Origin of the sequence: Arthrobacter sp. MP_M4, from assembly GCF_035984855.1 — a bacterium.
GTDB lineage: Bacteria > Actinomycetota > Actinomycetes > Actinomycetales > Micrococcaceae > Arthrobacter.
Genome location: NZ_JAXCHX010000001.1, coordinates 254,722 through 276,226, shown reverse-complemented (window position 1 = coordinate 276,226; position 21,505 = coordinate 254,722). Strand labels below are relative to the sequence as shown.

Annotated in this window: 20 protein-coding genes; 5 read left to right on the top strand and 15 right to left on the bottom strand. The window is 68.0% G+C overall.

Annotated elements, in window-relative coordinates; translation table 11 throughout:
• Positions 1-20 precede the first annotated feature (20 nt).
• Entirely contained in the window at positions 21-1,451 is a 1,431-nt protein-coding gene (locus tag RCH15_RS01340) for a gamma-aminobutyraldehyde dehydrogenase (RefSeq protein ID WP_326957277.1), read from the bottom strand.
• A gap of 147 nt (positions 1,452-1,598) precedes the next feature.
• Between RCH15_RS01340 and RCH15_RS01335 the strand changes: the two genes are divergently transcribed.
• The 3 genes from RCH15_RS01335 to RCH15_RS01325 all read left to right on the top strand — a co-directional run bounded on the left by RCH15_RS01335 (position 1,599) and on the right by RCH15_RS01325 (position 5,050).
• Complete coding sequence (locus RCH15_RS01335) at positions 1,599-3,041, top strand: PucR family transcriptional regulator (protein WP_326957275.1); 1,443 nt, start codon at positions 1,599-1,601, stop codon at positions 3,039-3,041.
• A 72-nt stretch (positions 3,042-3,113) separates the two neighbouring features.
• The gene (locus RCH15_RS01330) at positions 3,114-4,367 is read left to right on the top strand and encodes an MFS transporter (protein WP_326957273.1); all 1,254 of its coding nucleotides are present in this window, start codon (positions 3,114-3,116) and stop codon (positions 4,365-4,367) included.
• Positions 4,367-5,050: a FadR/GntR family transcriptional regulator gene (locus RCH15_RS01325; protein ID WP_326957271.1), complete on the top strand. Its 684-nt coding sequence runs from the start codon at positions 4,367-4,369 to the stop codon at positions 5,048-5,050. Before RCH15_RS01330 ends, RCH15_RS01325 begins: the two co-directional genes overlap by 1 nt.
• 103 nt (positions 5,051-5,153) lie before the next feature.
• On the opposite strand, the gene RCH15_RS01320 is transcribed toward RCH15_RS01325, so the two are convergent.
• Positions 5,154-5,690 carry a hypothetical protein gene (locus tag RCH15_RS01320; RefSeq protein WP_326957269.1) on the bottom strand — a complete coding sequence of 179 codons (537 nt, stop codon included), beginning with the start codon at positions 5,688-5,690 and terminating at the stop codon, positions 5,154-5,156.
• Between the two features lie 134 nt (positions 5,691-5,824).
• Here RCH15_RS01320 and RCH15_RS01315 point away from each other — a divergent pair, with 134 nt between their 5' ends.
• Complete coding sequence (locus RCH15_RS01315; protein ID WP_326957267.1) at positions 5,825-6,703, top strand: DUF1206 domain-containing protein; 879 nt, start codon at positions 5,825-5,827, stop codon at positions 6,701-6,703.
• A 15-nt stretch (positions 6,704-6,718) separates the two neighbouring features.
• Here the strand turns inward: RCH15_RS01315 and RCH15_RS01310 are convergent, their stop codons facing one another.
• The 4 genes from RCH15_RS01310 to RCH15_RS01295 form a co-directional block, all read right to left on the bottom strand.
• A complete protein-coding gene (locus RCH15_RS01310) occupies positions 6,719-7,708 on the bottom strand; it encodes a DNA topoisomerase IB (RefSeq protein WP_326957265.1) in 990 nt (329 codons plus the stop codon).
• A gap of 131 nt (positions 7,709-7,839) precedes the next feature.
• Positions 7,840-9,297 carry an FAD-dependent oxidoreductase gene (locus RCH15_RS01305; protein ID WP_409016865.1) on the bottom strand — a complete coding sequence of 486 codons (1,458 nt, stop codon included), beginning with the start codon at positions 9,295-9,297 and terminating at the stop codon, positions 7,840-7,842.
• Positions 9,298-9,343: 46 nt separating this feature from the next.
• Positions 9,344-10,606, bottom strand: a complete 1,263-nt coding sequence (cobA, locus tag RCH15_RS01300; RefSeq protein WP_326957261.1) for a uroporphyrinogen-III C-methyltransferase — start codon at positions 10,604-10,606, stop codon at positions 9,344-9,346.
• A 74-nt stretch (positions 10,607-10,680) separates the two neighbouring features.
• On the bottom strand, positions 10,681-11,328 hold the full coding sequence (locus RCH15_RS01295; RefSeq protein ID WP_326957258.1) for a TetR/AcrR family transcriptional regulator: 648 nt from the start codon (positions 11,326-11,328) through the stop codon (positions 10,681-10,683).
• Positions 11,329-11,402: 74 nt separating this feature from the next.
• Between RCH15_RS01295 and RCH15_RS01290 the strand changes: the two genes are divergently transcribed.
• Positions 11,403-11,894 (top strand): cupin domain-containing protein, encoded by a 492-nt coding sequence (locus RCH15_RS01290; RefSeq protein ID WP_326957256.1) that lies wholly within the window; start codon positions 11,403-11,405, stop codon positions 11,892-11,894.
• A 30-nt stretch (positions 11,895-11,924) separates the two neighbouring features.
• Here the strand turns inward: RCH15_RS01290 and RCH15_RS01285 are convergent, their stop codons facing one another.
• The 9 genes from RCH15_RS01285 to RCH15_RS01245 all read right to left on the bottom strand — a co-directional run bounded on the left by RCH15_RS01285 (position 11,925) and on the right by RCH15_RS01245 (position 21,448).
• Positions 11,925-12,860 (bottom strand): ABC transporter permease, encoded by a 936-nt coding sequence (locus RCH15_RS01285; protein WP_326957254.1) that lies wholly within the window; start codon positions 12,858-12,860, stop codon positions 11,925-11,927.
• Entirely contained in the window at positions 12,850-13,575 is a 726-nt protein-coding gene (locus RCH15_RS01280) for an ABC transporter ATP-binding protein (protein WP_326957252.1), read from the bottom strand. The genes RCH15_RS01285 and RCH15_RS01280 overlap by 11 nt, the downstream gene beginning before the upstream one ends.
• 43 nt (positions 13,576-13,618) lie before the next feature.
• Positions 13,619-14,806 (bottom strand): ABC transporter substrate-binding protein, encoded by a 1,188-nt coding sequence (locus RCH15_RS01275; RefSeq protein WP_326957250.1) that lies wholly within the window; start codon positions 14,804-14,806, stop codon positions 13,619-13,621.
• 141 nt (positions 14,807-14,947) lie between these two features.
• Entirely contained in the window at positions 14,948-15,748 is an 801-nt protein-coding gene (locus RCH15_RS01270; RefSeq protein WP_326957248.1) for a PIG-L deacetylase family protein, read from the bottom strand.
• A 43-nt stretch (positions 15,749-15,791) separates the two neighbouring features.
• Positions 15,792-17,246, bottom strand: coding sequence for a sulfate adenylyltransferase subunit 1 (locus RCH15_RS01265; protein WP_326957246.1), 1,455 nt, complete (start codon positions 17,244-17,246; stop codon positions 15,792-15,794).
• The gene (cysD, locus tag RCH15_RS01260; protein WP_326957245.1) at positions 17,246-18,187 is read right to left on the bottom strand and encodes a sulfate adenylyltransferase subunit CysD; all 942 of its coding nucleotides are present in this window, start codon (positions 18,185-18,187) and stop codon (positions 17,246-17,248) included. The genes RCH15_RS01265 and cysD overlap by 1 nt, the downstream gene beginning before the upstream one ends.
• A complete protein-coding gene (locus RCH15_RS01255) occupies positions 18,184-18,894 on the bottom strand; it encodes a phosphoadenylyl-sulfate reductase (protein ID WP_326957243.1) in 711 nt (236 codons plus the stop codon). The genes cysD and RCH15_RS01255 overlap by 4 nt, the downstream gene beginning before the upstream one ends.
• Positions 18,891-20,636: a nitrite/sulfite reductase gene (locus tag RCH15_RS01250; protein WP_326957241.1), complete on the bottom strand. Its 1,746-nt coding sequence runs from the start codon at positions 20,634-20,636 to the stop codon at positions 18,891-18,893. Before RCH15_RS01250 ends, RCH15_RS01255 begins: the two co-directional genes overlap by 4 nt.
• 74 nt (positions 20,637-20,710) lie before the next feature.
• Complete coding sequence (locus tag RCH15_RS01245) at positions 20,711-21,448, bottom strand: sirohydrochlorin chelatase (RefSeq protein WP_326957240.1); 738 nt, start codon at positions 21,446-21,448, stop codon at positions 20,711-20,713.
• Between the last annotated feature and the right edge of the window lie 57 nt (positions 21,449-21,505).

Here is a 21,505-nt window from a genome sequence, read left to right as displayed (position 1 = left end):
TCTAAGCGTGGAGTGGGCTGCTAAGCGTCGAGCGCGCTCATGACGTGCTTGATACGGGTGTAGTCCTCCACCCCGTACATGGACAGGTCCTTGCCGTAGCCGGACTGCTTGAAGCCTCCGTGCGGCATCTCGGCGGTGAGGAGGATGTGCGTGTTGATCCAGACTGCGCCGAAGTCGAGATCCCGGCTCAACCGCATCGCGGTTCCGTGGTTGGAGGTCCAGACGCTGGAGGCGAGGGCGTAGTCGACGTCGTTCGCCATTTCAACGGCTTCTTCCTCGGTGCTGAACTTCTGCACTGTGATGACCGGGCCGAAGGTTTCCTTCTGCACGATGTCATCGCTCTGCTTGGCGCCGCTGACAATGGTGGGTTCGAAGAAGAACCCCTTCTCCCCGGCCTGGTGGCCGCCGGTCTCGATCCGGCAGTTCTCCGGAAGGGATTCGACCAGGGATCTGACCTGGTTGAAGTGGTTGACGTTGTTCAAGGGGCCGAAGTAGTTGTCCTCGTCGTTCTGCGAGCCGGTGCGCAGGGTTTTGGTGTGCTCCACGAGGGCCGCGACCAGATCCTCGTACGCGGTGTCCTGGACCAGCACCCGGGCAATCGCAGTGCAGTCCTGGCCGGCGTTGAAGAAGGCGAATTCGGCGATGGCCGCGGCGCTCTTCTTAATGTCGGCGTCGGCGAACACCACCGCAGGGGCCTTGCCGCCGAGTTCCAGGTGGGCGCGCTTGAGGCCTTTAGCGGCGCCGGAGGCGACGGCGATGCCGGCCCGGACCGAGCCGGTGATGGAGACGAGGCCGGGAACCTTGTGGTCCACCATCAGCGCACCGGTCTCACCGGTGCCGAGGACGACATTGAGCACGCCCGCCGGAAAGATTCCGCCGGCGAGGCGGGCCAGGACCAGCGTGGATTCCGGGGTGGTGTCCGAGGGCTTGAGCACCACGGTGTTCCCCGCGGCCAGGGCCGGGCCGATCTTCCAGATGGCCATCAGGAACGGGTAGTTCCACGGCGCCACCTGGGCTACCACCCCGATGGGTTCGCGCCGGACGTACGAAGTGTGGCCCTCGAAGTACTCCCCGGCAGACTTGCCCTCCAGAATGCGGGCGGCCCCGGCGAAGAAGCGGAGCTGGTCTGCCCCGGCGGCAATTTCCTCAGCCGCGATCAGGGACCGCACCTGCCCGGTGTTCCGGTGCTGGGCCTCGACGAGTTCGTCGCTGTTGGCCTCGACGGCATCGGCGAGTTTGAGCAGCATGAGCTGTCGTTGTCCCGGCGTCGTGTGCTTCCAGCTCTTGAAGGCGTCCTTCGCAGCCGTCATGGCGGCTTCGACGTCGGCCTGGACGGAGATCGGGGACTGCGCCACGACGTCGCCGGTGGCGGGGTTAACGATGTCCAGGACGCCGGCCCCGGCGGGAGTGACGAACTCGCCGTTGATGAAGTTTTGCAAGGTTTGAACCACGGTGTACAACCTCTTTCGCGCTGAAAAGGACCCAATGAGACTGCACCGAGCCTATGCCAGCCGGTCAAGCGGGGGGAATAGCCACCTGCACACCGGCTACGCGATGTTTTAGTGCGCTTGACCAGCCCCCGCAGTTATCCTGATGGCATGGCCATTTCACTCGCCGCCCTGCTCGGGGTACCGTCCCTCAAGCTCACCAAGGCCGGCCTCGCCGAGACCACGTGGCACCAGGACATCGTCTGGGTGGCCGTCACCGAACAGGAGGACCCGCAGCGGTTCCTGAACGGCGGGGAGCTGATCCTTACCACCGGGATGCGGCTCAAGAGCGCCCCCGAACAGCGACGCTTCGTCCGCCAGGTCCAGCGCGCCGGGGCGGTGGGAATTGGATTCGGGGTCGGGTTGACGCACGACGGCGTGCCGCCGGCACTTCTTGCCGAGGCCAACCGCTGGGGGCTGCCGGTAGTGGAGGTCCCGTACGAGACGCCCTTCATCGCGATCGGCAAGCTCGTCGCTGACGCCCAGTCAACGGACCACTTCACCAAGCTGGAACGGCTCATCGCCGGGCACCAGATCCTGGCCCGCGCACTCCTCACCGGCGGCGGCCTCGCCGAGCTTCTCAAGCACCTGAGCTCCATGCTGCGGACGGAGATCGTACTGACCCAGTTCACCGCCCAGCTCTACAGCAGCCTCCCCGGCCATCCGGGGCCCACCACCGAGGACTGGGTATCTTTCCCCATTCCCACCGGCCGCCGTGACGCGTGCACCCTGTGGGTGAAGCAGCCCTTCGAGGACTCGGGGATAGTGGGCTACGCCCAGAACCTGATCAGCGTGGAGCTCAACAACATGGTCAAACAGCGGCAGGCCCAGCGGACCCTGGCCGGTCAGGTCCTGGAGGACGTCATCCACGGAACCCTGGAGGCCAGCGAGTCCGCCCGGCGGCTCGCCGGCATCGGCATCATCAGCACCCGCAGGAACGTCGTCCTGCTGGCTGAATCCGGTGCACATTCCAAGCAGCTGGAGACCTCCTCCCTGCCGCAGCCGCTCGATCATGCGGTGACCGCGGTCGTCGGGAAGGACCTTGTAGCGGTAGTCCCCGACGACGGCAACGGCGCCGGCGCGCTTGCCCGGAGCCTGAGCGATCACTTGGCCGAGGCCGGGATCCACGCCACGATCGGAATTGGCGGCGCCTACACCAAGCCGAACGGCCTGCGCTGGAGCTATTTCGAGGCCCGTGAGGCGGCAAGCCACGGACTGCCCGTGAACGAACCCGAACGGCTGAGCCTGACTTCGCTGCTGCTGGCCAGTGAGGACGTGCCGCTGGCGGACATGGCGAACGAGTCGCTTAATCCGCTCCGGACCTTTGACGCCACCCATGGAGCCGAGCTGCTCACGACGCTCGAGAGCTATCTGAACAACAACGGCTCCGTCGCCGCCGTGGCCGAAGAACTCACCCTGCACCGGAACACGGTCCGCTACCGCCTTGCCCAAATCACCGAACTCACCGGCTACGACCCCGCCCAGACCTCGGACCGGGTCCAGCTCTGGCTGGCGCTCGCCGTGCAGCGCCTGAGCGCCCGGCACCCGCACTGACGTGAACCGTGGTGGTGGAGAGATGCGCCACTAAAAGTCAGGCCGCAAACGTCAAACGTCTAACGTTTAGGGATGGCCAGCAGCACGGCGACGTCCGCCCTTCCCGAAACAGAACCACCCGCCGTCGTGCGCACACCCCGCGGCGCCGTCATTGCCGGAGTCGTCGCGATCGTGCTGATCGGCCTCAACTTGCGCGCCGGTATCACCGGGGCCTCCGCGCTCCTGCATGACCTGCAGGCCGTGCTGGGGTACGGGCCCCTCATCGCCGCCATCATCCCCTCCATTCCCACGCTATGCTTCGCCGTGGCCGGTGCCGCGACATCATGGCTCACCCGGGTCCTGGGGCTGGAGAAAGCGATCCTGCTCTCCCTGGTGCTGCTCGCGGCCGGGTTGCTGGTCCGCGGCATTCCGTCCACGGGCATGCTGCTGGCCGGCACCGTCATCGGGATGTCCGGTCTGGCCATCTGCAACGTGGCCATGCCGTCCTTTATCAGGGTGCACTTCGCCCGCCGGACGTCGCTGATGACCGCCCTGTACACCGTGACCATGACAACGGGCGCCACGGTGGTCGCGGTGCTGATCGTTCCCGTCGCGCAGCAGCTCGGCTCCCCCTCCGCCGGGGTGGGTGCGATCGGCTTCCTGGCCCTCGGCGCATGCCTTGGATTCCTGCCCATCGCCCTGCATGCCCACCGGAACGCCCCCGCCGTCAAGGCCGGGAGGGTGTCCCCCTGGCCGTTGCTGCGGACCCGTGCCGGGCTGCTGATCACCCTCGGGTTCACCGTCCAGGCCCTGCTGGCATATTCGGTCCTGAGCTGGTTCCCTTACATGCTGGTCACCCTGGGCCTTTCCGCCTCCGAAAGCGGCCTGATGTTTGGCCTGATGCAGCTCGTCTCCGTCCCGGCCGGCATGGTGCTCGTCGCGATCGGCCCACGCCCGCGGAGGCAACGCGCCGCCTTTTACCTGGCCACACTCACCATGGCTGCGGGCGTCCTGGCAATGCTGGTCCTGCCGGTCGCCTGGGCGCCGCTGATGGCGGTGCTGCTTGGTCTCGGGCTGGGCATCTTCCCGCTGGTCATGGTGATGATCAGCCGCAGCGGCCGCACCACCGCCGAAACCACGGCAATGTCCACCGTCGCGCAATCCGCCGGCTACCTGCTGGCAACGCTCGGCCCGTTCGGCATGGGGCTGCTGCACAGTGCCACCGGTGCCTGGACACTGCCGTTGGTCCTGCTGCTGGCCGTGGCCGTGGGCCAGATCGCCGTCGGCCATTTGTTGACTGCCAGGCCTCAAGCCGCCGCCCCGGCAGCGGCCCGGGCCGGCCGGTGATGAACACCGCTGCGCCGCACCGGCCGCCCCTGGTGGAGGAAGTCACCGCCACGCTGCGCGAGCTGATCCACTCCGGCACCTGGCCGATGCAGCAACGGATCCCGGCCGAACCCGAACTTATGGCCATGCTGGGCGTCTCGCGGGGCACCCTGCGCGAGGCCGTCAAAGCCCTCGCCCACAGCGGCATGCTGGACGTCCGGCGCGGTGACGGCACCTATGTCCGCGCCACCAGCGAGATCTCCGGCACCGCCCAGCGCCTGTACCGGGACCACTCGCAGGTCCACGTCCTCGAGGTCCGCGTTGGCCTGGACACCCAGTCGGCCCGGCTTGCCGCCCGCCACGCCACCGCCGTCGACGTCGAGGCGATGCGCGGCCTGCTGGAGGAACGCCGTCGGGCGTGGGAGGCCGGGGACCATTCCCGCTGGGCCCGGGCTGACTGGGACTTCCATGCGTCCGTGGCGCAGGCGTCGGGCAATCCGCTGCTGCACGAGCTCTACTCCAGCTTCGGCGCCCTCTTCCGCGCGGACCTTCTCCGCCAGCAGCGCCGCCGCGGCGGCTTCAATGGGCTCCCGTCCGAAGGTCACGACGAGCTCGTGGATGCCATCGCCGCACGCAACGAACTGGCCGCCGTCGATAGCGTGCAGCGGAACCTGAACTCCTGCGCGGACTGGCTGCAGCCCTAACCTGCCCGGACACAACAAAGGCCTCCGCTCCGGAACGGAAATTCCGGCGCGAAGGCCCTTGAGGTTACTGGGCTCTTCAGCGGGTCAGCGTTACTGCACGGGTCTAGCGCTTGAGGCCCTTCAGGACGTTCTTGGGACGCTGCATTTCACCGTGCTTGGCGCCAAGGACGATGACCCAGCCGGCAAAGACCGGAATGGCCCACTGCAGGATTTTCAGCTGCTGCTGTGCCGAGCGGAGCTCGTCGGAGGCACCGGGCTTGGGCTCGGTGGCACCTGCGCCGCCCTGGCCGGCCAGCTTGTCCACTTTGGCGCCCTGCAGACCCGCGTACAGGCTCACGCCGGCACCCGCCAGGGTAACGATGGACTTGTAGATGCTGAGGCGGGTGACGCCGTCCTGCTTGGCCATGCGGTCTTTGTTTTCCCACATGATGGCGAGCCCGGACACCAGGTGCGCGCCGAATGCCGCGGTCTGGTACGGGGCCCACTTCTTCCAGCCCAGGCTGGAAAGCCGCGTGCGTTCGGCCGGATCTTTCGCTTCTGCGCTCGCACCGTTCAGTCCGATGGCACCCATCAGCGAGCCGCCGAACCAGGCGCCCGCCGTCAGGTCGTGGATGGATCGGGCAACAAGATTACCTGCCATGGTGAGCTTCCTATCGTCAAAGGTCGAATCCGAAACTGTTGCGGCCAGCGAGGCCGCGTCCAACTATAGTAAGCACACTTACGAAAAAGGTGATAGTCCAAAACCAAACCCGGGCCTTGGGTAGAATCGCTGGCATGGAAATTTCGGGGCCCGCGAGCCCGCCTTTCGCGGCGGCTGAGAGCAGCAACCGCAGCCTCGGGGAGGCCGCCGGCGATGCAGCGGACGCCGCGGAGGAGGTGTCCAACACCGCGGCGCTCGACGTCGTCGCCCGGTCCGGCTTCGCAGTCATGGCGCTGCTGCATGTTGTGATCGGGGGGATCGCGGTAGCGCTGGTTCTTGGCGCCCCGGGCCAGGCGGACCCCACCGGCGCGATCGAACAGCTTTCAGCCAACCCCTGGGGGCCGGCAGTAATGTGGGCGGGCTTCACCGCGTGCGCGGGGCTCGCCCTGTGGCAGCTGAGCGAGGCGACCTTGCGGGCCCGGCACCTGGCGCGCCGGCAACGGCTCGGCAAGCTTGCGTCCTCCGGGTTCCTCAGCATTGGCTACGGCAGCGTGGGGCTCAGCTTCGCGGGTTTCGCGCTGGGCAACGGCGGCGACTCCGGCGACTCGACCCGGGACTTCAGCACCGCGCTAGTCCGGAGCCCCTTCGGGGTCCCGGCGCTCATTGGACTGGGACTGATCATCATGGGCATCGGGGTGTACTTCATCGTCAAAGGCGCGGGAAAGAAATTCAAGGAGGAGCTGCACCACTTTGAGGGCACACACCGTGGCCGCCTGGTCAGCGGGCTGGGCGTAGCCGGCCACATCGCCAAAGGGGCAGCCCTGCTGCTGACGGGCTTGTTGTTTGTCATCGCTGCTGCCACGAATGATCCCGCCTCGTCCACCGGCCTGGACGGCAGCCTCAAGGCCTTGCAGGACCATCCGTGGGGGCCCGTCCTCCTCCTGGCAATAGGCGCCGGCTTCATCGCCTACGGAGCGTTCGCGCTGGTCCGGGCACGCTTCGGGAGGATGTAGCACCGGGCGGTCCTGTCAGCGCAGCGGGACCACGTCCCCCTCGCGGTAGAGCAGGGCGCGGACCTCGGATTCGGCGGAGTCCAGCCGCTTCGGGTCGATGGTGTCCCCCGCGGCAAAGTGGTCCAGGAGCCGCGGATCAACATAGCTCTTCCGGGCGATGGACGGCGTATTGCCGAGGACTTCGGACGCGTCCACCATGGCACGGCTCACCGCGCGCTTGCGGGTGGAGACCTTGGGCTGCGGACCGCTTCGGGCCAGGCTGGCCGCCGCCGCCACCGTCCCCCTCAGGGTCCGGAAGTCCTTGGCCGTGAAGTCCTGGCCAGTGCGTTCTTTGACGTACTGGTTGATCTCGGAGCTGGACACCGGGTGCCAGTGCCTGCCCTCCTTATAGGCCAACAGGCGGGCGTTGCCGCCGCGGCGCTTGAGCTGGCGCACGACGGCGGCGAGGTCGGCGTCGTGCATCCGCGACTCCCAGGTCTTCCCGCTCTTGGCGGGGAAACTGAGGCGGAGCTCGTCCTTGTGCACCTTCACGTGGGCGCAGAGCAAGGTCGCGAGGCCGTGGCTGCCGTTCTCGTTGGTGTAGCGCTCCGAGCCGACCCGCAGCGAGCCGCTGTCCAGCATCCGAAAGGCAGCGGCCAGCACCCGCTCCCGGGTGAGGCCCTCAGAACGCAGGTCGAGGGTGACGCGGCGCCGCGCCGCCGGTAATGTTTCCGCGAGCTGGAGCGAACGGTCGAACTTCAGCCGGTCCTTGCGTTCCCGCCAGCCCGGGTGGTAGATGTACTGGCGCCGGCCCACGGCGTCCACCCCGGTGGCCTGGATGTGTCCGTTGTCGAACGGGGCAATCCAGACGTCGGTCCAGGCCGGCGGAATGCCGATGCCTTCGAGCCGCTCACGCACGGGCCCCGCGGCCAGGGTGGAACCGTCCAGATCCTTGTAGCTGAAACCTGTCCCGGAGCCGACGCGCCGGTAGCCGCGGCCGGACGCGTTACTGCGCCGGAGCCTCACCGGCGCAACCCTGGTGCGGGGGCCCCTGCGGGAGTCTTCGGTGCGGGGGTCGGTGGCATGCGCAGCTCATCCATAACGATAAGCCTACTGACTAAACCCCCAATTTTCGCCACCCCACAAACAACGCGGGCTCAGACTTCCGCGGCCACCCCATCGCGGGAAATCTGGACCATGGCCCCGCGCGGAACCACCTTGATGCGTTCACGGGGCCCGCCGGCGCCGGCACTTGCCTGTTCCCCCAGGGACCGCTCGTGCGCGTCCAGGGCCAGCCACCCTTCCCAGCTGGTGTACTGCACGCCGCGGTTTTCCAGCAGTTCGACGACGGCCTCCGGTGCGGGGGCCGCTGCCAGCGGGAGGTTTTGGCGGTCTCCGAGGAGGTGGGTGATGGTTTCGAGGGCGTCGCCCTTGGTGTGCCCGATCAGGCCGACCGGGCCGCGCTTGATCCAGCCCGTCGCGTAAATGCCCGGCACCTGGGTGCCCGAAGCGTCCAGAACCCGGCCGCCGTCATTCGGGACCACACCTCTGATGTGGTCAAACTCGACCTCAGGCAGCGAGGACCCGAAGTAGCCAATGGCGCGGTAGACGGCCTGCACCGGGTAAGTAACAAACTCGCCGGTGCCTCGCGCGTTGCCCGTCCCGTCCAATGCTGTGCGTTCGAACTTAATGCCGGCAACCTTGCCCGGGTGCGCGGCGTCAGCTGTTTTTTCTCCAACAATCTCGACCGGGCTGTGCAGGAAGTGCAGGTGCAGGCGGCGGGAGGCGGTGAACTCGGCAGGGTCCTCGGGCTGCTCGGCGATCCAGTTGGTCAGCGTGCCCACCATGGTCTTGGTCTGGTTGTTGCTCTGGATCTGGCGGTCCGATTCGGCGTCGAACTCGAAATCCTCGGCGTAGAGGATGATGTCGACGTCCTTGGAATGGGACAGCTCCCGCAGCTCCAGCGGGGTGAACTTCACCTGGGCCGGGCCGCGCCGGCCGAAGACGTGCACGTCGGTGACCGGGGAGGACTTCAGGCCGGCGTAGACGTTGTCCGGAATCTCCGAGACCAGGAGATCGTCGGCGTGCTTGGAGAGCATGCGGGCGACGTCCAGGGCGACGTTGCCGTTGCCGATCACGGCGATTTCCTTGGCCTCCAGCGGCCAGTCCCGGGGGACGTCCGGGTGTCCGTCGTACCAGGAGACAAAATCGGCGCCGCCGTAGGAGCCCTCGAGCTCGATGCCGGGAATGTTCAGGTCGGCGTCCTTGATGGCACCTGTGGCGAAAATGACGGCGTCGTAGTGGGTGCGGAGGTCCGCCAGGGACAGGTCGGTGCCGTAGTCCACGTTGCCGAAGAAGCGGATGTCGCCGCGGTCCAGGACCTTGTGCAGTGCGTTGACGATGCCCTTGATGCGCGGGTGGTCGGGCGCCACGCCGTAGCGGATGAGGCCGTAGGGTGCCGGGTACCGGTCGAAGAGGTCGATGCTGACGCTGAGCTCGCCGCTTTTGACCGCCTCGCTTTTGGTCAGGAGGTCCGCGGCGTAGACACCGGCGGGCCCGGAACCAACGACGGCGATGCGCAGCGGGCGGGCGGCGGTTCCTACGGGGGCGTTCATTGACACGGCTGTGTTCCTTTGGGTTGATCCGGTACTGCGGGCGAAGCTAGCGGGCGGGGACGCGCGGGGCGTTCGGGGAGGTGGTGCTGTAATCCGCGGTCCTGAAATGCGGCGGCGCGTACGGGCTGACGCGGACCACGTCACCGATCACGATCACGGCGGGGTTCGCGACGCCTGCAGCCTCCGCCTGGTCCGCGATGGTCCCGAGCGTTCCGATGGTCACCCGCTGGTTTGGCAGGTATCCATTCTCTACGATGCCAACAGGCGTCTCCGCTGGCAAACCGGCGCGTTTCAGCGAGGCCGTGGAACCGCGCAACTGGCCCACGCCCATGAGCAGGATCACGGTGTGGTCTGCGCGGGCGGGGACCTCGGCGAGCTCCTCGTGGCCCGTAACCACACTGAACCCCTTGGCGAGGCCGCGGTGCGTCACCGGGATGCCGGCGGCGGCCGGTACCGAGATGGCAGACGTCACGCCGGAGACCACTTCGACCTCGACGCCGTGCTGCCGGCAGAACTCGGCCTCCTCGCCGCCGCGGCCCAGGACGTACGGGTCGCCGCCCTTGAGCCGGACTACCCGGTGGCCCTGCAGGGCTTCATCGACCAGGATGCGGTTGATCTCGGCTTGCGGAACAGGGTGGTGGCCGGGGGTTTTCCCGACCTCGATGATGCGGACATCGACCGCCAGTTCGGCCAGCAGCGCTCGCGGCCCGAGGCGGTCGGCGACGACGACGTCAGCCTGGCCCAGGAGCCTCCGGCCGCGGACTGTGATGAGCCCCGAGTCACCGGGTCCGCCGCCAACAAGGGCTACGGTGCCGGCGCCGGACTCCCCCCGGCGCCGGCGCAGCGGCAGGTCCCCGGTTTCCAAAGCGGTGGCGACGGCGTCGCGCAGGGCCATGGCGCGGCGCGGGTCTCCCCCGGCGTTCACCGCTATCTTGATGTCGTCCACGACAGCGACGGCCGGCGTCCAGGCGGCGGAGGCCTCGTGGTCGGAGGCGTTGACACACCAGATGCGCTGCGCCTCGGCGTCGGCGGAAACCCGGGCGTCAACGGCCGGATTGCCGGTGGCGGTCTGAACGAACCAGGCGCCGTGGACGTCCGACGTGCGGTAGGCGCGCCGTTCCCAGGCAAGGAGCCCGGCGCCGGAAAGCTCAGTCAGGGCGGGGCAGGCCAGGGGGGCGACGACGGTGACGCGGGCGCCGGCGTCGAGCAGTCCCTTCGCACGGCGCGCGGCGACCGGTCCGCCGCCGACCACCAGCACGGGGCGGCCGAGGAGGCGCAGGGCCGTGGGGTAGATGTCCTGGATTGCCATGCATCGACGATAGGGCGGCGCCAGATGGCGGAACAACGCCGTGGAAACACCAGTTCACGCGGGGTAACGCCACGTCACATAGGGACCGGGCCGTCGCGGACGGGATCAAAGTCAGCCCCGGGGAGCCCTGCTGACAGGGCCTGGTTGAGCAGGGCACCGGCGGTCCACCGCATCGACGCGACGGCAGCTTCGCGGCTCAGTCCGCCTACATCCGTCAGCCAGACCAAGGCTTCGATGCCTATGACGCTGCGGATAGCCAGTACCAGCCGGTGAATTTCCTGATCCGGCAGCTGTGACCGGAGTGGGGACAGGGCTTCGGTGATCCAGCCGATGGCGCGGCCCTGACGGAGCGGCAGGCTCTGCTGATTGTTGCCGGCCGGCTCCAGCGAGAGCCGCAGCATGGTCCGCTGCTGTGCCTCAGTTTCGAGGATCATCCGGGTGAACTCGACGACCACGGCATCCAGCCGGTCCGACACGCCTTCCGGGGGCACATCCGGCAGCATGGACCGGCGCGCGGTTTCCGGATGCGCGGCCGCCAGCAGCTCCCGCTGTCCGGGGAAGTAGCGGTAGGCGGTGCTGCGGGACACCCCGGCGGCCAGCGCGGCGTCGTCCACTGTGGGAGTGCTGCCCGCTGCGACGAGCTGGCGGGCCGCTGCGACCAATGCATCCAAAGTGCGGCGCTTTTGGCCCGTCCGGCCATTGTCCACGTAGGGTCTTGACATGTGCTTTATAGTACACAAGTCTTATTACGGGATAACAGTCCCATAAGTTCTCCGTACACATCGAGGCGGCCATCATGGAGACACAATATTCAGCATCGGCAGTAGTCCGGCAGCCTGGCGAAGGGCCCAGGCGATGGTTCTTCGGCGGCGGCGTGCAGACCTGGAAGGCGACGGAGGAAGACACCGCGGGGGCGTTCCTTCTTTTTGAAGATGAAATGACGCTGGGCAAGCTCACGCCGCTGCACACCCATCCGGATTCCGACGAGACCATGTACATCCTGGCCGGCGAGATCCTGATGAACATGGACGGCTCGGAGCACCGGGTGGCCGCAGGCGGACTCACCATTGCCCCGCGCGGCGTTCCCCACGCCTTCAAGGTCCTGCAGGAGGGCACCCGCGTGCTCTGTCTGCACACGCCCGGCGGCGCACAGGCCTTCTATTTTGGTGCCAGCGAGCCCCTCGGTGCTGGCGACGGCGCTGCGGGGGTGGTCGACTTTGACCGGATCCGAGAATCCGGGCGGGTGCATGGCGGCATCGAGATCCTGGGTCCCCCGCCGTTCGATTAACGGCCGGAGCGCTGCCGCTTGGCAGGGTGCCTACCGGGTGCTGCCCGTGAGGAGGCCCCGACGGCGGAGCAGCCGCTTTTCGATCGGACCGAACACCAGCACTTCGATCAGGATGCCGACGGCGAGAATCAGCAGGATCGCGGACATTACGATGGTCATGTCGGACAGGTCACGGCCCTGGTTCAGCATGGAGCCCAGGCCAAAGCCGATGGTGCCGCCGACGGCGATGATTTCCGCGGCCATCAGGGAGCGCCAGGAGAAGGCCCAACCTTGCTTGAGGCCGCTCAGGTACCCGGGCAGCGCGGCGGGGAGGATGATCTGGAGCGCCAGCTGCACCCGGGAGGCGCCGAGAACCGTCCCGACGCTGCGATACTGCGGCGGGATCTGGTCCACGCCGGAGATCAGCCCGTTGATGATTGATGGGATGGCGCCCATGAACACCACGAAGTACACGGTGGCGTCGGTGAGGCCGAACCAGATAATGGCGGCCGGCACCCAGGCCACGGAGGGCAGGACCTGCAGCCCGGAGATCAGCGGCCCGAACGCGCGGCGCAGCGGGGCGACCTGCGCCAGCACGAGTCCGATCGGCGTGGCGATGGCCACGCTGATCAGGAATCCCGCGAGTCCGCGCTGCAGGGAGGTCCACACCGCTTCCTGCAGCTTTCCCTCCGCCCAGATGTGACCGAACTGGGCCGCCACGTCCAGCGGTCCGGGCACCAGATCCTGGCGTTTGAAGCCCAGGGAGACGTACACCTGCCAGATCAGGATGAGGACGGCGATCGCAGCCACAGGCAGCAGGATCCGGCTCCAGTCGACCCGCGCTTTGTGAGCGGCGCTGGATTGCAGCGAGTCCAGTCCGGCTTCGAGCTCGCGGAGGCCGGCCGGGCCGCCGGAGGACCTGGTCCGGGCCGCGGTGAGGAGGCCGGTTTCGCGGGCCTCCGCAAGGGATGTGGGTCTACTGGGCATGGCGGCGGATCTCCTCGCGAAGCCGGGCGGTGATGTCAGCGGTGAGCTGGCCGGCCAGGCCGGCGTCTGTACGGTGTTCCTCGGAGACGGGCCATTCGCGCACTACGCGTCCGGGCCGGGAGGAGAGCAGCAGGACGCGCTGGCCCAGCCGGACGGCTTCGCGGACATTGTGCGTGACAAAAACGATGGTCCTGCCGGTTTCCTTCCAGATCCGCTCCAGCTCATCGTGCAGCAGGTCGCGGGTGATTGCATCCAGGGCCGCGAACGGCTCGTCCATCAGCAGCAGCTGGCGGTCCTGGGCCAGCGAACGGGCCAACGCCACCCGCTGGCGCATCCCGCCGGAAAGCTCGTGCGGGCGCTTGTCCCCCGCGCCGCCCAGATGCACCAGGTCCAGGAGGTCAGCGGCCTTTGCCCGGCGCTCCGCTTTCCCCACACCCCGCAGTTTCAGCGCGAGCTCGATGTTCCCGCGCGCGGTCAGCCAGGGGAACAGCGCCGCATCCTGGAACATGAAGGCGGCGCCGTCGCTGGGGACCTCCAGGGCGCCCGACGTCGGTGCTTCCAGCCCCGCCATGATGTTCAGCAGCGTGGACTTGCCGCAGCCGGAGGCACCGAGCAGGGCCACGAACTCGCCCTGCCCGATGCGGGCGTTGACGTCGTCCAGCACCGGGGCGCCGTCACCGAAGCGCTTTCCCAGATTTTCCAGTACGACTGGCATGGTTACGTCCTCACTAGTTGTCGGTGCTGGCGGCGGGAACAGGCTAGTCCTTGCCCAGTCCCTGCGCCGGGATCCTGGTCCCGGAGGAAACGCTCAGGACACTGTTCAGGGCCGTGAGGTCGAAAAGGCCCTGGATGTCCGCCTGGGTGGTGGTTCCTGCGTCCACCCCGTCCCGGAGCAGCTTCGGAAAGGTACCGGCGAGGGGGTCTGCGGTGAAAACGATGTTCTGAAGCGACCGGTCGATCACGTCCGCCGGCAGCGCGGCACCGGCTGATTCCTTGAGGGCGGCGTTGAGGACCGCGGACTTCTCCGCAGCCGGGGCGGCGGTGAGCCAGTCCACGGATTCGACATGGCCCTTCAGCAGGGCCTGGACAGTGGAAGGGTGCGCGGCAGCGAACTTCCTGTTGACGATCAGAACAGTGGTGGTGAACTCGCCCTTGTCCCACAGGTCCTTTTCATCGACAAGGACTTTCGCCCCGGCCTGCAGGACGAGCCGGGAGGCCCAGGGTTCCGGGAGCCACGCGCCGTCGAGCTTGCCGTCCTGGAACAGCTTGAGCGTCTGGGCGTTCTCGGTGGGGTTGATGGCGACGTCGCCGCTGCCGTCGGTGTTGACCTTGAAGCCCTGCTTGCCCAGCCAGGCGCGGAGTGCCACGTCCTGGGTACCGCCGAGCTGCGGCGTCGCCAGCTTCTTGCCCCTGAGGTCTGCTGCCGAGGCGATCCCGGCCTTGACCACCAGCTGGGCCCCGCCGGAGGCGGCACCGGCAATGATGCTGACCGATTCGCCTTTGCTCTTGACGTAGGAGTTGATGGCCGGGTTGGGGCCGATGTATGTGGCGTCGATCGCGCCGGCGTTGAGCGCCTCGATTGCGGCCGGACCGGCGTTGAAGACCTGGGTGCTGAGCTTGGTCCCGCCAAGGCTTTTGGCGATCAGGCCTTGGCTGACCCCGACGAGCGCCGGGGCGTGGGTGATGTTGCCGAAGTAGCCGAGTTTGAGTTCAGCGGCCGGGGTCTGGACACTTGCGGCCGGCACGGTGTCCTCGTTGGGAGACGCTGTCGAGGCCACGGCCGCGCCGACGCCGATCAACAGCACCAGGCCGGCTGCCAGGCTGATTTCCAGGGTGTGCTTGCGTGTGGGCCTGGCGGGTGCGCCGGCGACGATGCGGGTGGTTCCAGGCTGGCGGCCGGCGCCCGGGCCGGGGTTCGGAGGTACAGGGGTGGATGGCTTGGACATTCGTTCACCATAGGGAGCGTCGGGAGCCGGGTTCAATGGCCGGGAAACCCGGGGTCACAAGGGTTCACGCGACGTCATATTCCGCGCGTTTGCGTACCCGTGGCCGTTCCGCCGCGAGAGTGCGGGCTTCCGCCGGGGCGTTTAGCCGAGCCCTTCGAAGATGTCAGCGAGCAACGGTTCCCCGACGGTTCTGACTGGCCAGGCCATCACATAGGACTCCCGGCCGAGTACGCGCAGTTGTTGTTCCCTGGACAGTGTCCGGGCAAAAAGGACGTGCCGCTGGCTGCGGTGTTCCAGCAAACCTGCGAGCACCTGCGCGGCCACGGACCGGGTGTCCACTTCGACTCCGATGGCTTGGTCCGGGACGGGGCGAAGGTGGTAAATCTGCCCGGGGTTCCAGGGGTCCAGCCCATGCTCGCGCCGTGCCGAGTTCCACCGAAGAAACGTTGATTCGCGCAGGCCGCCGTGCAGCAACCGTTCCATGCCCGGAACGCCATCCTCGCGAAGCCGGGTGAAGGCCGCGTCGGTTGCCCGGCCAACCGCGATGTGGTCGGGATGCCCTGTTATTCCGTCCGGGCCGAAGGTACATACCACCCGCGGCCGCTCCGCTCGCAGGATGGCGGAGATTCTCCCTGCGAGGTCCTCGAAAGGCACGGCTGACAGTCCTCCGTCCGGGTAGCGGAGCCATTCATGGCGCTCCGGTGGACGCCCGTGTGCCTGCCAGGCCGCTTCATCCTCTCGACGCCGGAACTCCCCCAGAGTCTCGGTCGTGGCTTCGATCCCCGGGGCGATTTCGCCGGCTTCGCCGTCCGTCGCATGAATCAGGATGTAGCGGAAGTCGGGATTGAGCGCATGGAGGGCCACAGTGCCCGCCATTCCGTAGGCGTCATCATCGGGGTGCGCCACGACAAGAGCGACGGACAGATCGGATTCGGGATTCATGACCCCGGTATAGCAGCGTCCAACTGGTCGATCAACGGGCAGCTCAAATGGCGTAGCGCTCATCCTCGCGGTCGCCGGGGTGATCCCTGACGAGGCCTGCAGCCAGCGTGTTGCCGTCCTGCGGGTCGATCACCAGGAACGCCCCGGCGCGGCGGTGGTGCAGGTAGTTTTCCAGTGGCAGGGCTGTTGCGAGCCGCAGCTGGGCGTGGCCGATGTCGTTGAGCGCCAGCGCCGACGCACCTTCCAGCTGGAACGTGGTCAGGTCCAGTTTCCGCGTCACATTGCGCACCAGCGCCTGGACGGTGCGGGTGCCGTGCTTCACGAGGACCTTCATCCCTTCCCGCAGCGGCTTCGGCGAGAGCCAGCAGAGTGCTGCGTAGAGGTCAGCCGTCGACTCCGGTACGGCACCGCCGTCGGGCCCGGCCGCCGCGATCGTGTCACCGCGGGCGACGTCGAACTCGTCCGCGAGCCTCAGCGCGACGGACTGCGGGGCCGTGGCCTCGGTCAGCTTGCGCCCGGCGAAGTCGATCCCGGTCACAGTGGTGCTGCGCGGAGCCTGCCCGGGGGTCAGCACGCTGACCTTGTCCCCCACCGTTACGGAACCCTCGGTGATCTGGCCGGCGTAGGCGCGGTAGTCGCGGTAAGTCTCCGCGTCCAGTCCACCGGCGACGGCGTCGGGCGCCAGCGCACCCTGCGGCCGGATAACCAGCTGCACCGGGAAGCGGAAGCTTTCCAGGTGGCTTTCCAGTTCGTCGGCGGCGGGCAGCGTCTCAAGGACCTCCAGCAGGGCCGGGCCGGCGTACCAGGGCATACGGGAGGAGCGGTCCACGACGTTGTCGCCGTCCAGCGCGGAGACGGGAATGACCAGCAAATCGGTACCCACGCCGGCAGCTGGATCTTTCCGGCCGAGCCCGAGCTCCCGGCCCACCTGCTGCACGTGCGCCTCGATCTCCCGGAACACGGCCTCACTGAAGTCCACAAGGTCGATTTTGTTCACGGCGACCACCACGTGGGCCACCCGCAGCAGCTGCAGCACCGACAGGTGCCGGCGGGTCTGCTCCAGGACTCCCTTGCGGGCATCGATCAGCACGACGACAGCATCCGCAGTGGACGCGCCGGTGACGGTGTTCTTGGTGTACTGCACGTGCCCGGGGCAATCCGCGAGGATGAAGCTGCGCCGGTCTGTGGCGAAGTAACGGTAGGCGACGTCGATGGTGATGCCTTGTTCACGCTCTGCGCGCAGGCCGTCGGTGAGCAGCGCGAGGTCAATCGCCTGTGTGCCAATGGCGCCGGCCCCGCCGAAGCCGCGGTCCGCGGAGGTGCGGGCGACGGCGTCGAGCTGGTCGGCGAGGATCGCCTTCGAGTCGTGCAGGAGCCGGCCCACCAGGGTGGACTTGCCGTCGTCGACCGAGCCGGCCGTGGCGAACCTGAACAGTGAGGCGGAGTCCAGCCCGAGGCTGGCGGCAGCGGCGTCAGGCACAGTTGCGGTGGTGCTCATTAGAAATAGCCGTCCTTCTTGCGGTCTTCCATGGCGGCCTCGGAGATGCGGTCATCCGCCCGGGTGGCGCCACGTTCGGTGATGGTGGAGGCGGCAACTTCGATTACGACGTCGCGCACGGTCGCCGCGGCGGATTCGACGGCGCCGGTGCAGGACATGTCGCCGACGGTCCGGTAGCGGACGGTCTTGGTGATGACCTCCTCGCTCTCGCGGGGTTGGGAGACGTCGCCGACCGCGCGCCACATGCCGTCCCGGGCGAAGACTTCGCGGTCGTGGGCGTAGTACAGGCCAGGGAGGGCGATGTTTTCGCGTTCGATGTAGCGCCAGATGTCCAGTTCGGTCCAGTTGCTGATCGGAAAGGCGCGGACGTGCTGGCCGACGGTGTGACGGCCGTTGTAGAGGTTCCACAGTTCGGGGCGCTGGTTGCGCGGATCCCACTGGCCAAATTCGTCGCGCAGGCTCAGGATGCGCTCCTTGGCCCGGGCCTTGTCCTCGTCCCGGCGCCCGCCGCCGAAAACGGCGTCGAACTTGTTGCGCTGGATCGCATCCAGCAGCGGGACGGTCTGCAGCGGGTTGCGGGTGCCGTCGCCGCGCTCCGCCAGCTCGCCGGAGTCGATGAACTCCTGGACACTGCCGACGACGAGCTTCAGGCCCAGCCGCTCCACGGTCCGGTCCCGGAACTCGAGGACCTCGGGGAAGTTGTGCCCGGTGTCCACGTGCAGCACCGGGAACGGCACTTTACCCGGCCAGAACGCCTTCGTGGCCAGGTGCAGCATCACCACGGAATCCTTGCCCCCGGAGAACAGCAACGCAGGCCTCTCAAACTCGGCAACGACCTCGCGGATAATATGGATCGCCTCGGACTCAAGGGTGTCCAGGCAAGAGAGGCGGCCCGGTGCTGCGACGCCGATTGCCCGGTCCTCGATTATTTGTGCGCTCATACGTGTAGCCCGCATTCTGTCTTGTCGGTTCCTGCCCAGCGTCCGGCGCGGGGGTCATCGCCCGGCGCTACTTTGCGGGTGCAGGGCTGGCAGCCAATGGACGGGTAGCCCTGGGAAAGCAGCGGGTTGACGGGGAGGAGGTTGTCCCCGGAGTACTGGACCAGTTGGTCGAAGCTCCAGGCAGCGACGGGATTGACCTTGACCAGGCCGTTGGTTTCGTCCCAGGCCACCAGCGGGGTATTGGTGCGGGTGGGCGCCTCGTCGCGGCGTACCCCGGTGAACCACAGTTCGTAACCGGCCAGGCTCCGGCGCAGCGGGGCAACCTTGCGCAGCGCGCAGCACGTGGCGGGATCGCGGGCGAAGAGGTCCTTGCCGAGGAGCCGGTCCTGCTGTTCCACCGTGGCCTCCGGCAGGACGTCGACGACGTTGACGCGCAGGCTCGCCGCGACCTCGTCGCGGGTCGCGTGGGTTTCCGGGAAGTGGTAGCCGGTCTCCAGGAAAAGCACGTCGACGCCGGGGAGCTGGTCCGCGACCAGCGCCGGGAGGACGGCGTCGGCCATGGAGCAGGCGACGGCGACGGCGGGCAGCTCGAAGTTGCGCGCCACCCAGGCGATGACCTCGCCGGCCGGGGCGTCCCAGCCAAGCTCGGCGGCGCCGGACCCGGCGAGGGCGGTGAGCTCGTCGTGGGTGCGGAGGACGGCGCTCACTGCAGATCGTCCTCTTCGGCGGCGAAAGCCCACTCGGCGAAGGTCTGGCCGTCGGTGTGGTCGGCCACGAACTTCCGGACCACGCGCTCCACGTAGTCCGGAAGGTCATCGGCTGTGACCTTGAGCCCGCGGACGGTCCGTCCGAGGCCTGCTTCCTCCCGGCTGTCGGACGCCAGCCCGCCGCCGAGGTGCACCTGGAAACCCGGGGCGGGGTCGCCGTCGGGCGTGGGGAGCATCATGCCCTTGAGTCCGATGTCCGCGGTCTGGATCCGGGCGCAGGAGTTGGGGCAGCCGTTGATGTGCAGGGAGAGTGCCTGCGGGAGCTGCTGCGATTCGACGAGGTCGGCGAGGCGGCGTTCCAGTTCGGCAACCGCGGTGGCGGCGGTGAGCTTGGTTTCGACGATGGCAAGCTTGCAGTATTCGATGCCGGTGCAGGCGATGGTGCCGCGGCGGAACACGGACGGCCGGGCGGAGAGGCCGAGGGCGTCAAGTTCGGCCACTAGGGGCTCCACCTGGTCCCGGGGCACGTCGAGGACGACGAGTTTTTGGTGCGGGGTGGTGCGCAGCCGCTGGGAGCCGCGTGCCTCGAGTGCTTCGGCGAGCTTCACGAGCTGGCCGCCGGAGAGCCGGCCGGCCAGCGGGGTGGCGCCGATGAAGAACCTGCCGTCCTTTTGTTCGTGCACGCCGACGTGGTCCCCCGGTGTGGAGGGCTTGGGGGCGGCCGGGCCGTCGTCGAGTTTGTAGCCGAGGTATTCGTCCTCGAGGACCTGGCGGAACTTTTCCGTCCCCCAGTCGGCCAGCAGGAACTTCAGCCGGGCCTTGGTGCGCATGCGCCGGTAGCCGTAGTCGCGGAAGATGCTCGTGACGCCGAGCCAGACGTCGGCGGCCTGGTCCGGACGGACGAAAGCGCCGAGGCGCTTGCCAAGCATCGGGTTGGTGGACAGCGCGCCGCCCACCCAGAGGTCGTAGCCGATGCCGAGCCCGGGGTGGACCAGGCCCACCAGGGCGACGTCGTTGATCTCGTGGACCACGTCCTGGCTGGGGTGGCCGGTGATGGCGGTCTTGAACTTGCGCGGCAGATTGGCCAGTTCCGGGTCGCCGATGAACCGTGCGGCGAGCTCATGGATCAGCGGTGTCGGGTCGATGATCTCGTCCTTGGCGATCCCGGCGACCGGGGAGCCGAGGATGACGCGGGGCACGTCACCGCAGGCTTCGGTGGTGGACAGGTCCACCGATTCGAGGCGGCGCCAGATTTCCGGGACGTCCTCAACCCGGATCCAGTGCAGCTGGATGTTCTGCCGGTCGGTGAGGTCGGCCGAGTCGCGGGCGAAGTCGACGGAGATCTGCCCGATGACGCGCAGCTGTTCGGTGGTGAGGGCGCCGCCGTCGATCCGTACCCGCAGCATGAAGTACTTGTCCTCCAGCTCGTGCGGTTCCAGCGTGGCGGTCTTGCCGCCGTCGATCCCGGGCTTGCGCTGGGTATAGAGGCCCCACCAGCGGAAGCGGCCGTGCAGGTCCGTGCCGTCAATCGAATCGAAGCCGTGCTTGGCGTAGACGGACTCGATACGCTCGCGGACATTGAGGCCGTTGTCCTCCTGCTTCCAGGTTTCATTGGCGTTCAGCGGCGCGGTGCCGTCCACCTTCCACTGCCCGTGCGGCTTTGCGGCGGGGCGGGCGGGGCGGTGGACGCGGCCCGGACCAACCTGGTCCCGGGACGCTCCGGCTAGAGCTGTATCAGTCATGGATCGACTGTAGGGCGGGGCCTGATGCCGTTCCAACGGGTCAGAAACGCGGGGTCACCTTGGGCAACAAATCGTCATGAACCGCCGACGGCGAGGGCTGCATCGTAGCGTTCCAGCGCAATCTCGGCCAGCACCGGGGATGGCAGCAGGGCCGCCGTGACAAGGTCCGCACCGGCCCTGCCGAGCTGGTCGTGGAAGAATCCCGGGGCCAGCAGATAGGCGGCGATCACCACCCGGCCGCCTAGATCCACTGCCCCGGCGGACTCCCCCGCGCCGGCGCCGCCGGCGGCCTCCTCGCGGAGCATGGCGACAGCGTCGGGCACTGACGGCGTTGCGGACGCACCGTACGCGGCCACAATGCGGTTCGAACGCAGAGCGCGGAGCTGGTCTGCGAGTTCCTCCACGTTCTGCGCGGCGGTGGGATCGGAGGACCCGGCAGCGGCGAGGACCACGGCGTCGTTGTCGGTGACCCCGGCCTCCCGCAGCCGGACGTCCAGAAGTGCCGCCAGCCGCGGGTCGGGCCCCAGCGGCGCGGCGGCGCGGGTGTCTGGCCGGCTCTTAACGGCCCGGGCGATGTCCACCCTGACGTGGTAGCCGACGCTGAGGAGCAGCGGCACGACGACGGCGGTCTCCCCCGCGGGCAGGCCCGTGACGACGTCGGGCAGCTCGGGCTCCTGGACGTCGACGTAGGCTTCGCGGACCTCCAATCCCGGCCGGAGCGCGGCGATCCCGTCCCGGAGGGCATTGACTTCAGCGGCGCCCTGGGTGCTGGAGGTGCCATGGGCGCAGGCAATCAGGATGGGGCTATTCATAGCCGTTAGCGTAACCTTGGAGCCGCCCCATCCGCCCCCACGAGACTGGACCGGGAC

What these genes read in the sequence shown, in the direction of transcription:
- RCH15_RS01335 (WP_326957275.1), top strand. Translation starts at nt 1,599, where the DNA reads ATGGCCATTTCACTCGCCGCCCTGCTCGGGGTACCGTCCCTCAAGCTC.
- RCH15_RS01330 (WP_326957273.1), top strand. Translation starts at nt 3,114, where the DNA reads ATGGCCAGCAGCACGGCGACGTCCGCCCTTCCCGAAACAGAACCACCC.
- RCH15_RS01325 (WP_326957271.1), top strand. Translation starts at nt 4,367, where the DNA reads ATGAACACCGCTGCGCCGCACCGGCCGCCCCTGGTGGAGGAAGTCACC.
- RCH15_RS01320 (WP_326957269.1), bottom strand. Translation starts at nt 5,690, where the DNA reads ATGGCAGGTAATCTTGTTGCCCGATCCATCCACGACCTGACGGCGGGC.
- RCH15_RS01315 (WP_326957267.1), top strand. Translation starts at nt 5,825, where the DNA reads ATGGAAATTTCGGGGCCCGCGAGCCCGCCTTTCGCGGCGGCTGAGAGC.
- RCH15_RS01305 (WP_409016865.1), bottom strand. Translation starts at nt 9,297, where the DNA reads ATGAACGCCCCCGTAGGAACCGCCGCCCGCCCGCTGCGCATCGCCGTC.
- cobA (WP_326957261.1), bottom strand. Translation starts at nt 10,606, where the DNA reads ATGGCAATCCAGGACATCTACCCCACGGCCCTGCGCCTCCTCGGCCGC.
- RCH15_RS01295 (WP_326957258.1), bottom strand. Translation starts at nt 11,328, where the DNA reads ATGTCAAGACCCTACGTGGACAATGGCCGGACGGGCCAAAAGCGCCGC.
- RCH15_RS01290 (WP_326957256.1), top strand. Translation starts at nt 11,403, where the DNA reads ATGGAGACACAATATTCAGCATCGGCAGTAGTCCGGCAGCCTGGCGAA.
- RCH15_RS01285 (WP_326957254.1), bottom strand. Translation starts at nt 12,860, where the DNA reads ATGCCCAGTAGACCCACATCCCTTGCGGAGGCCCGCGAAACCGGCCTC.
- RCH15_RS01280 (WP_326957252.1), bottom strand. Translation starts at nt 13,575, where the DNA reads ATGCCAGTCGTACTGGAAAATCTGGGAAAGCGCTTCGGTGACGGCGCC.
- RCH15_RS01275 (WP_326957250.1), bottom strand. Translation starts at nt 14,806, where the DNA reads ATGTCCAAGCCATCCACCCCTGTACCTCCGAACCCCGGCCCGGGCGCC.
- RCH15_RS01270 (WP_326957248.1), bottom strand. Translation starts at nt 15,748, where the DNA reads ATGAATCCCGAATCCGATCTGTCCGTCGCTCTTGTCGTGGCGCACCCC.
- RCH15_RS01265 (WP_326957246.1), bottom strand. Translation starts at nt 17,246, where the DNA reads ATGAGCACCACCGCAACTGTGCCTGACGCCGCTGCCGCCAGCCTCGGG.
- cysD (WP_326957245.1), bottom strand. Translation starts at nt 18,187, where the DNA reads ATGAGCGCACAAATAATCGAGGACCGGGCAATCGGCGTCGCAGCACCG.
- RCH15_RS01250 (WP_326957241.1), bottom strand. Translation starts at nt 20,636, where the DNA reads ATGACTGATACAGCTCTAGCCGGAGCGTCCCGGGACCAGGTTGGTCCG.
- RCH15_RS01245 (WP_326957240.1), bottom strand. Translation starts at nt 21,448, where the DNA reads ATGAATAGCCCCATCCTGATTGCCTGCGCCCATGGCACCTCCAGCACC.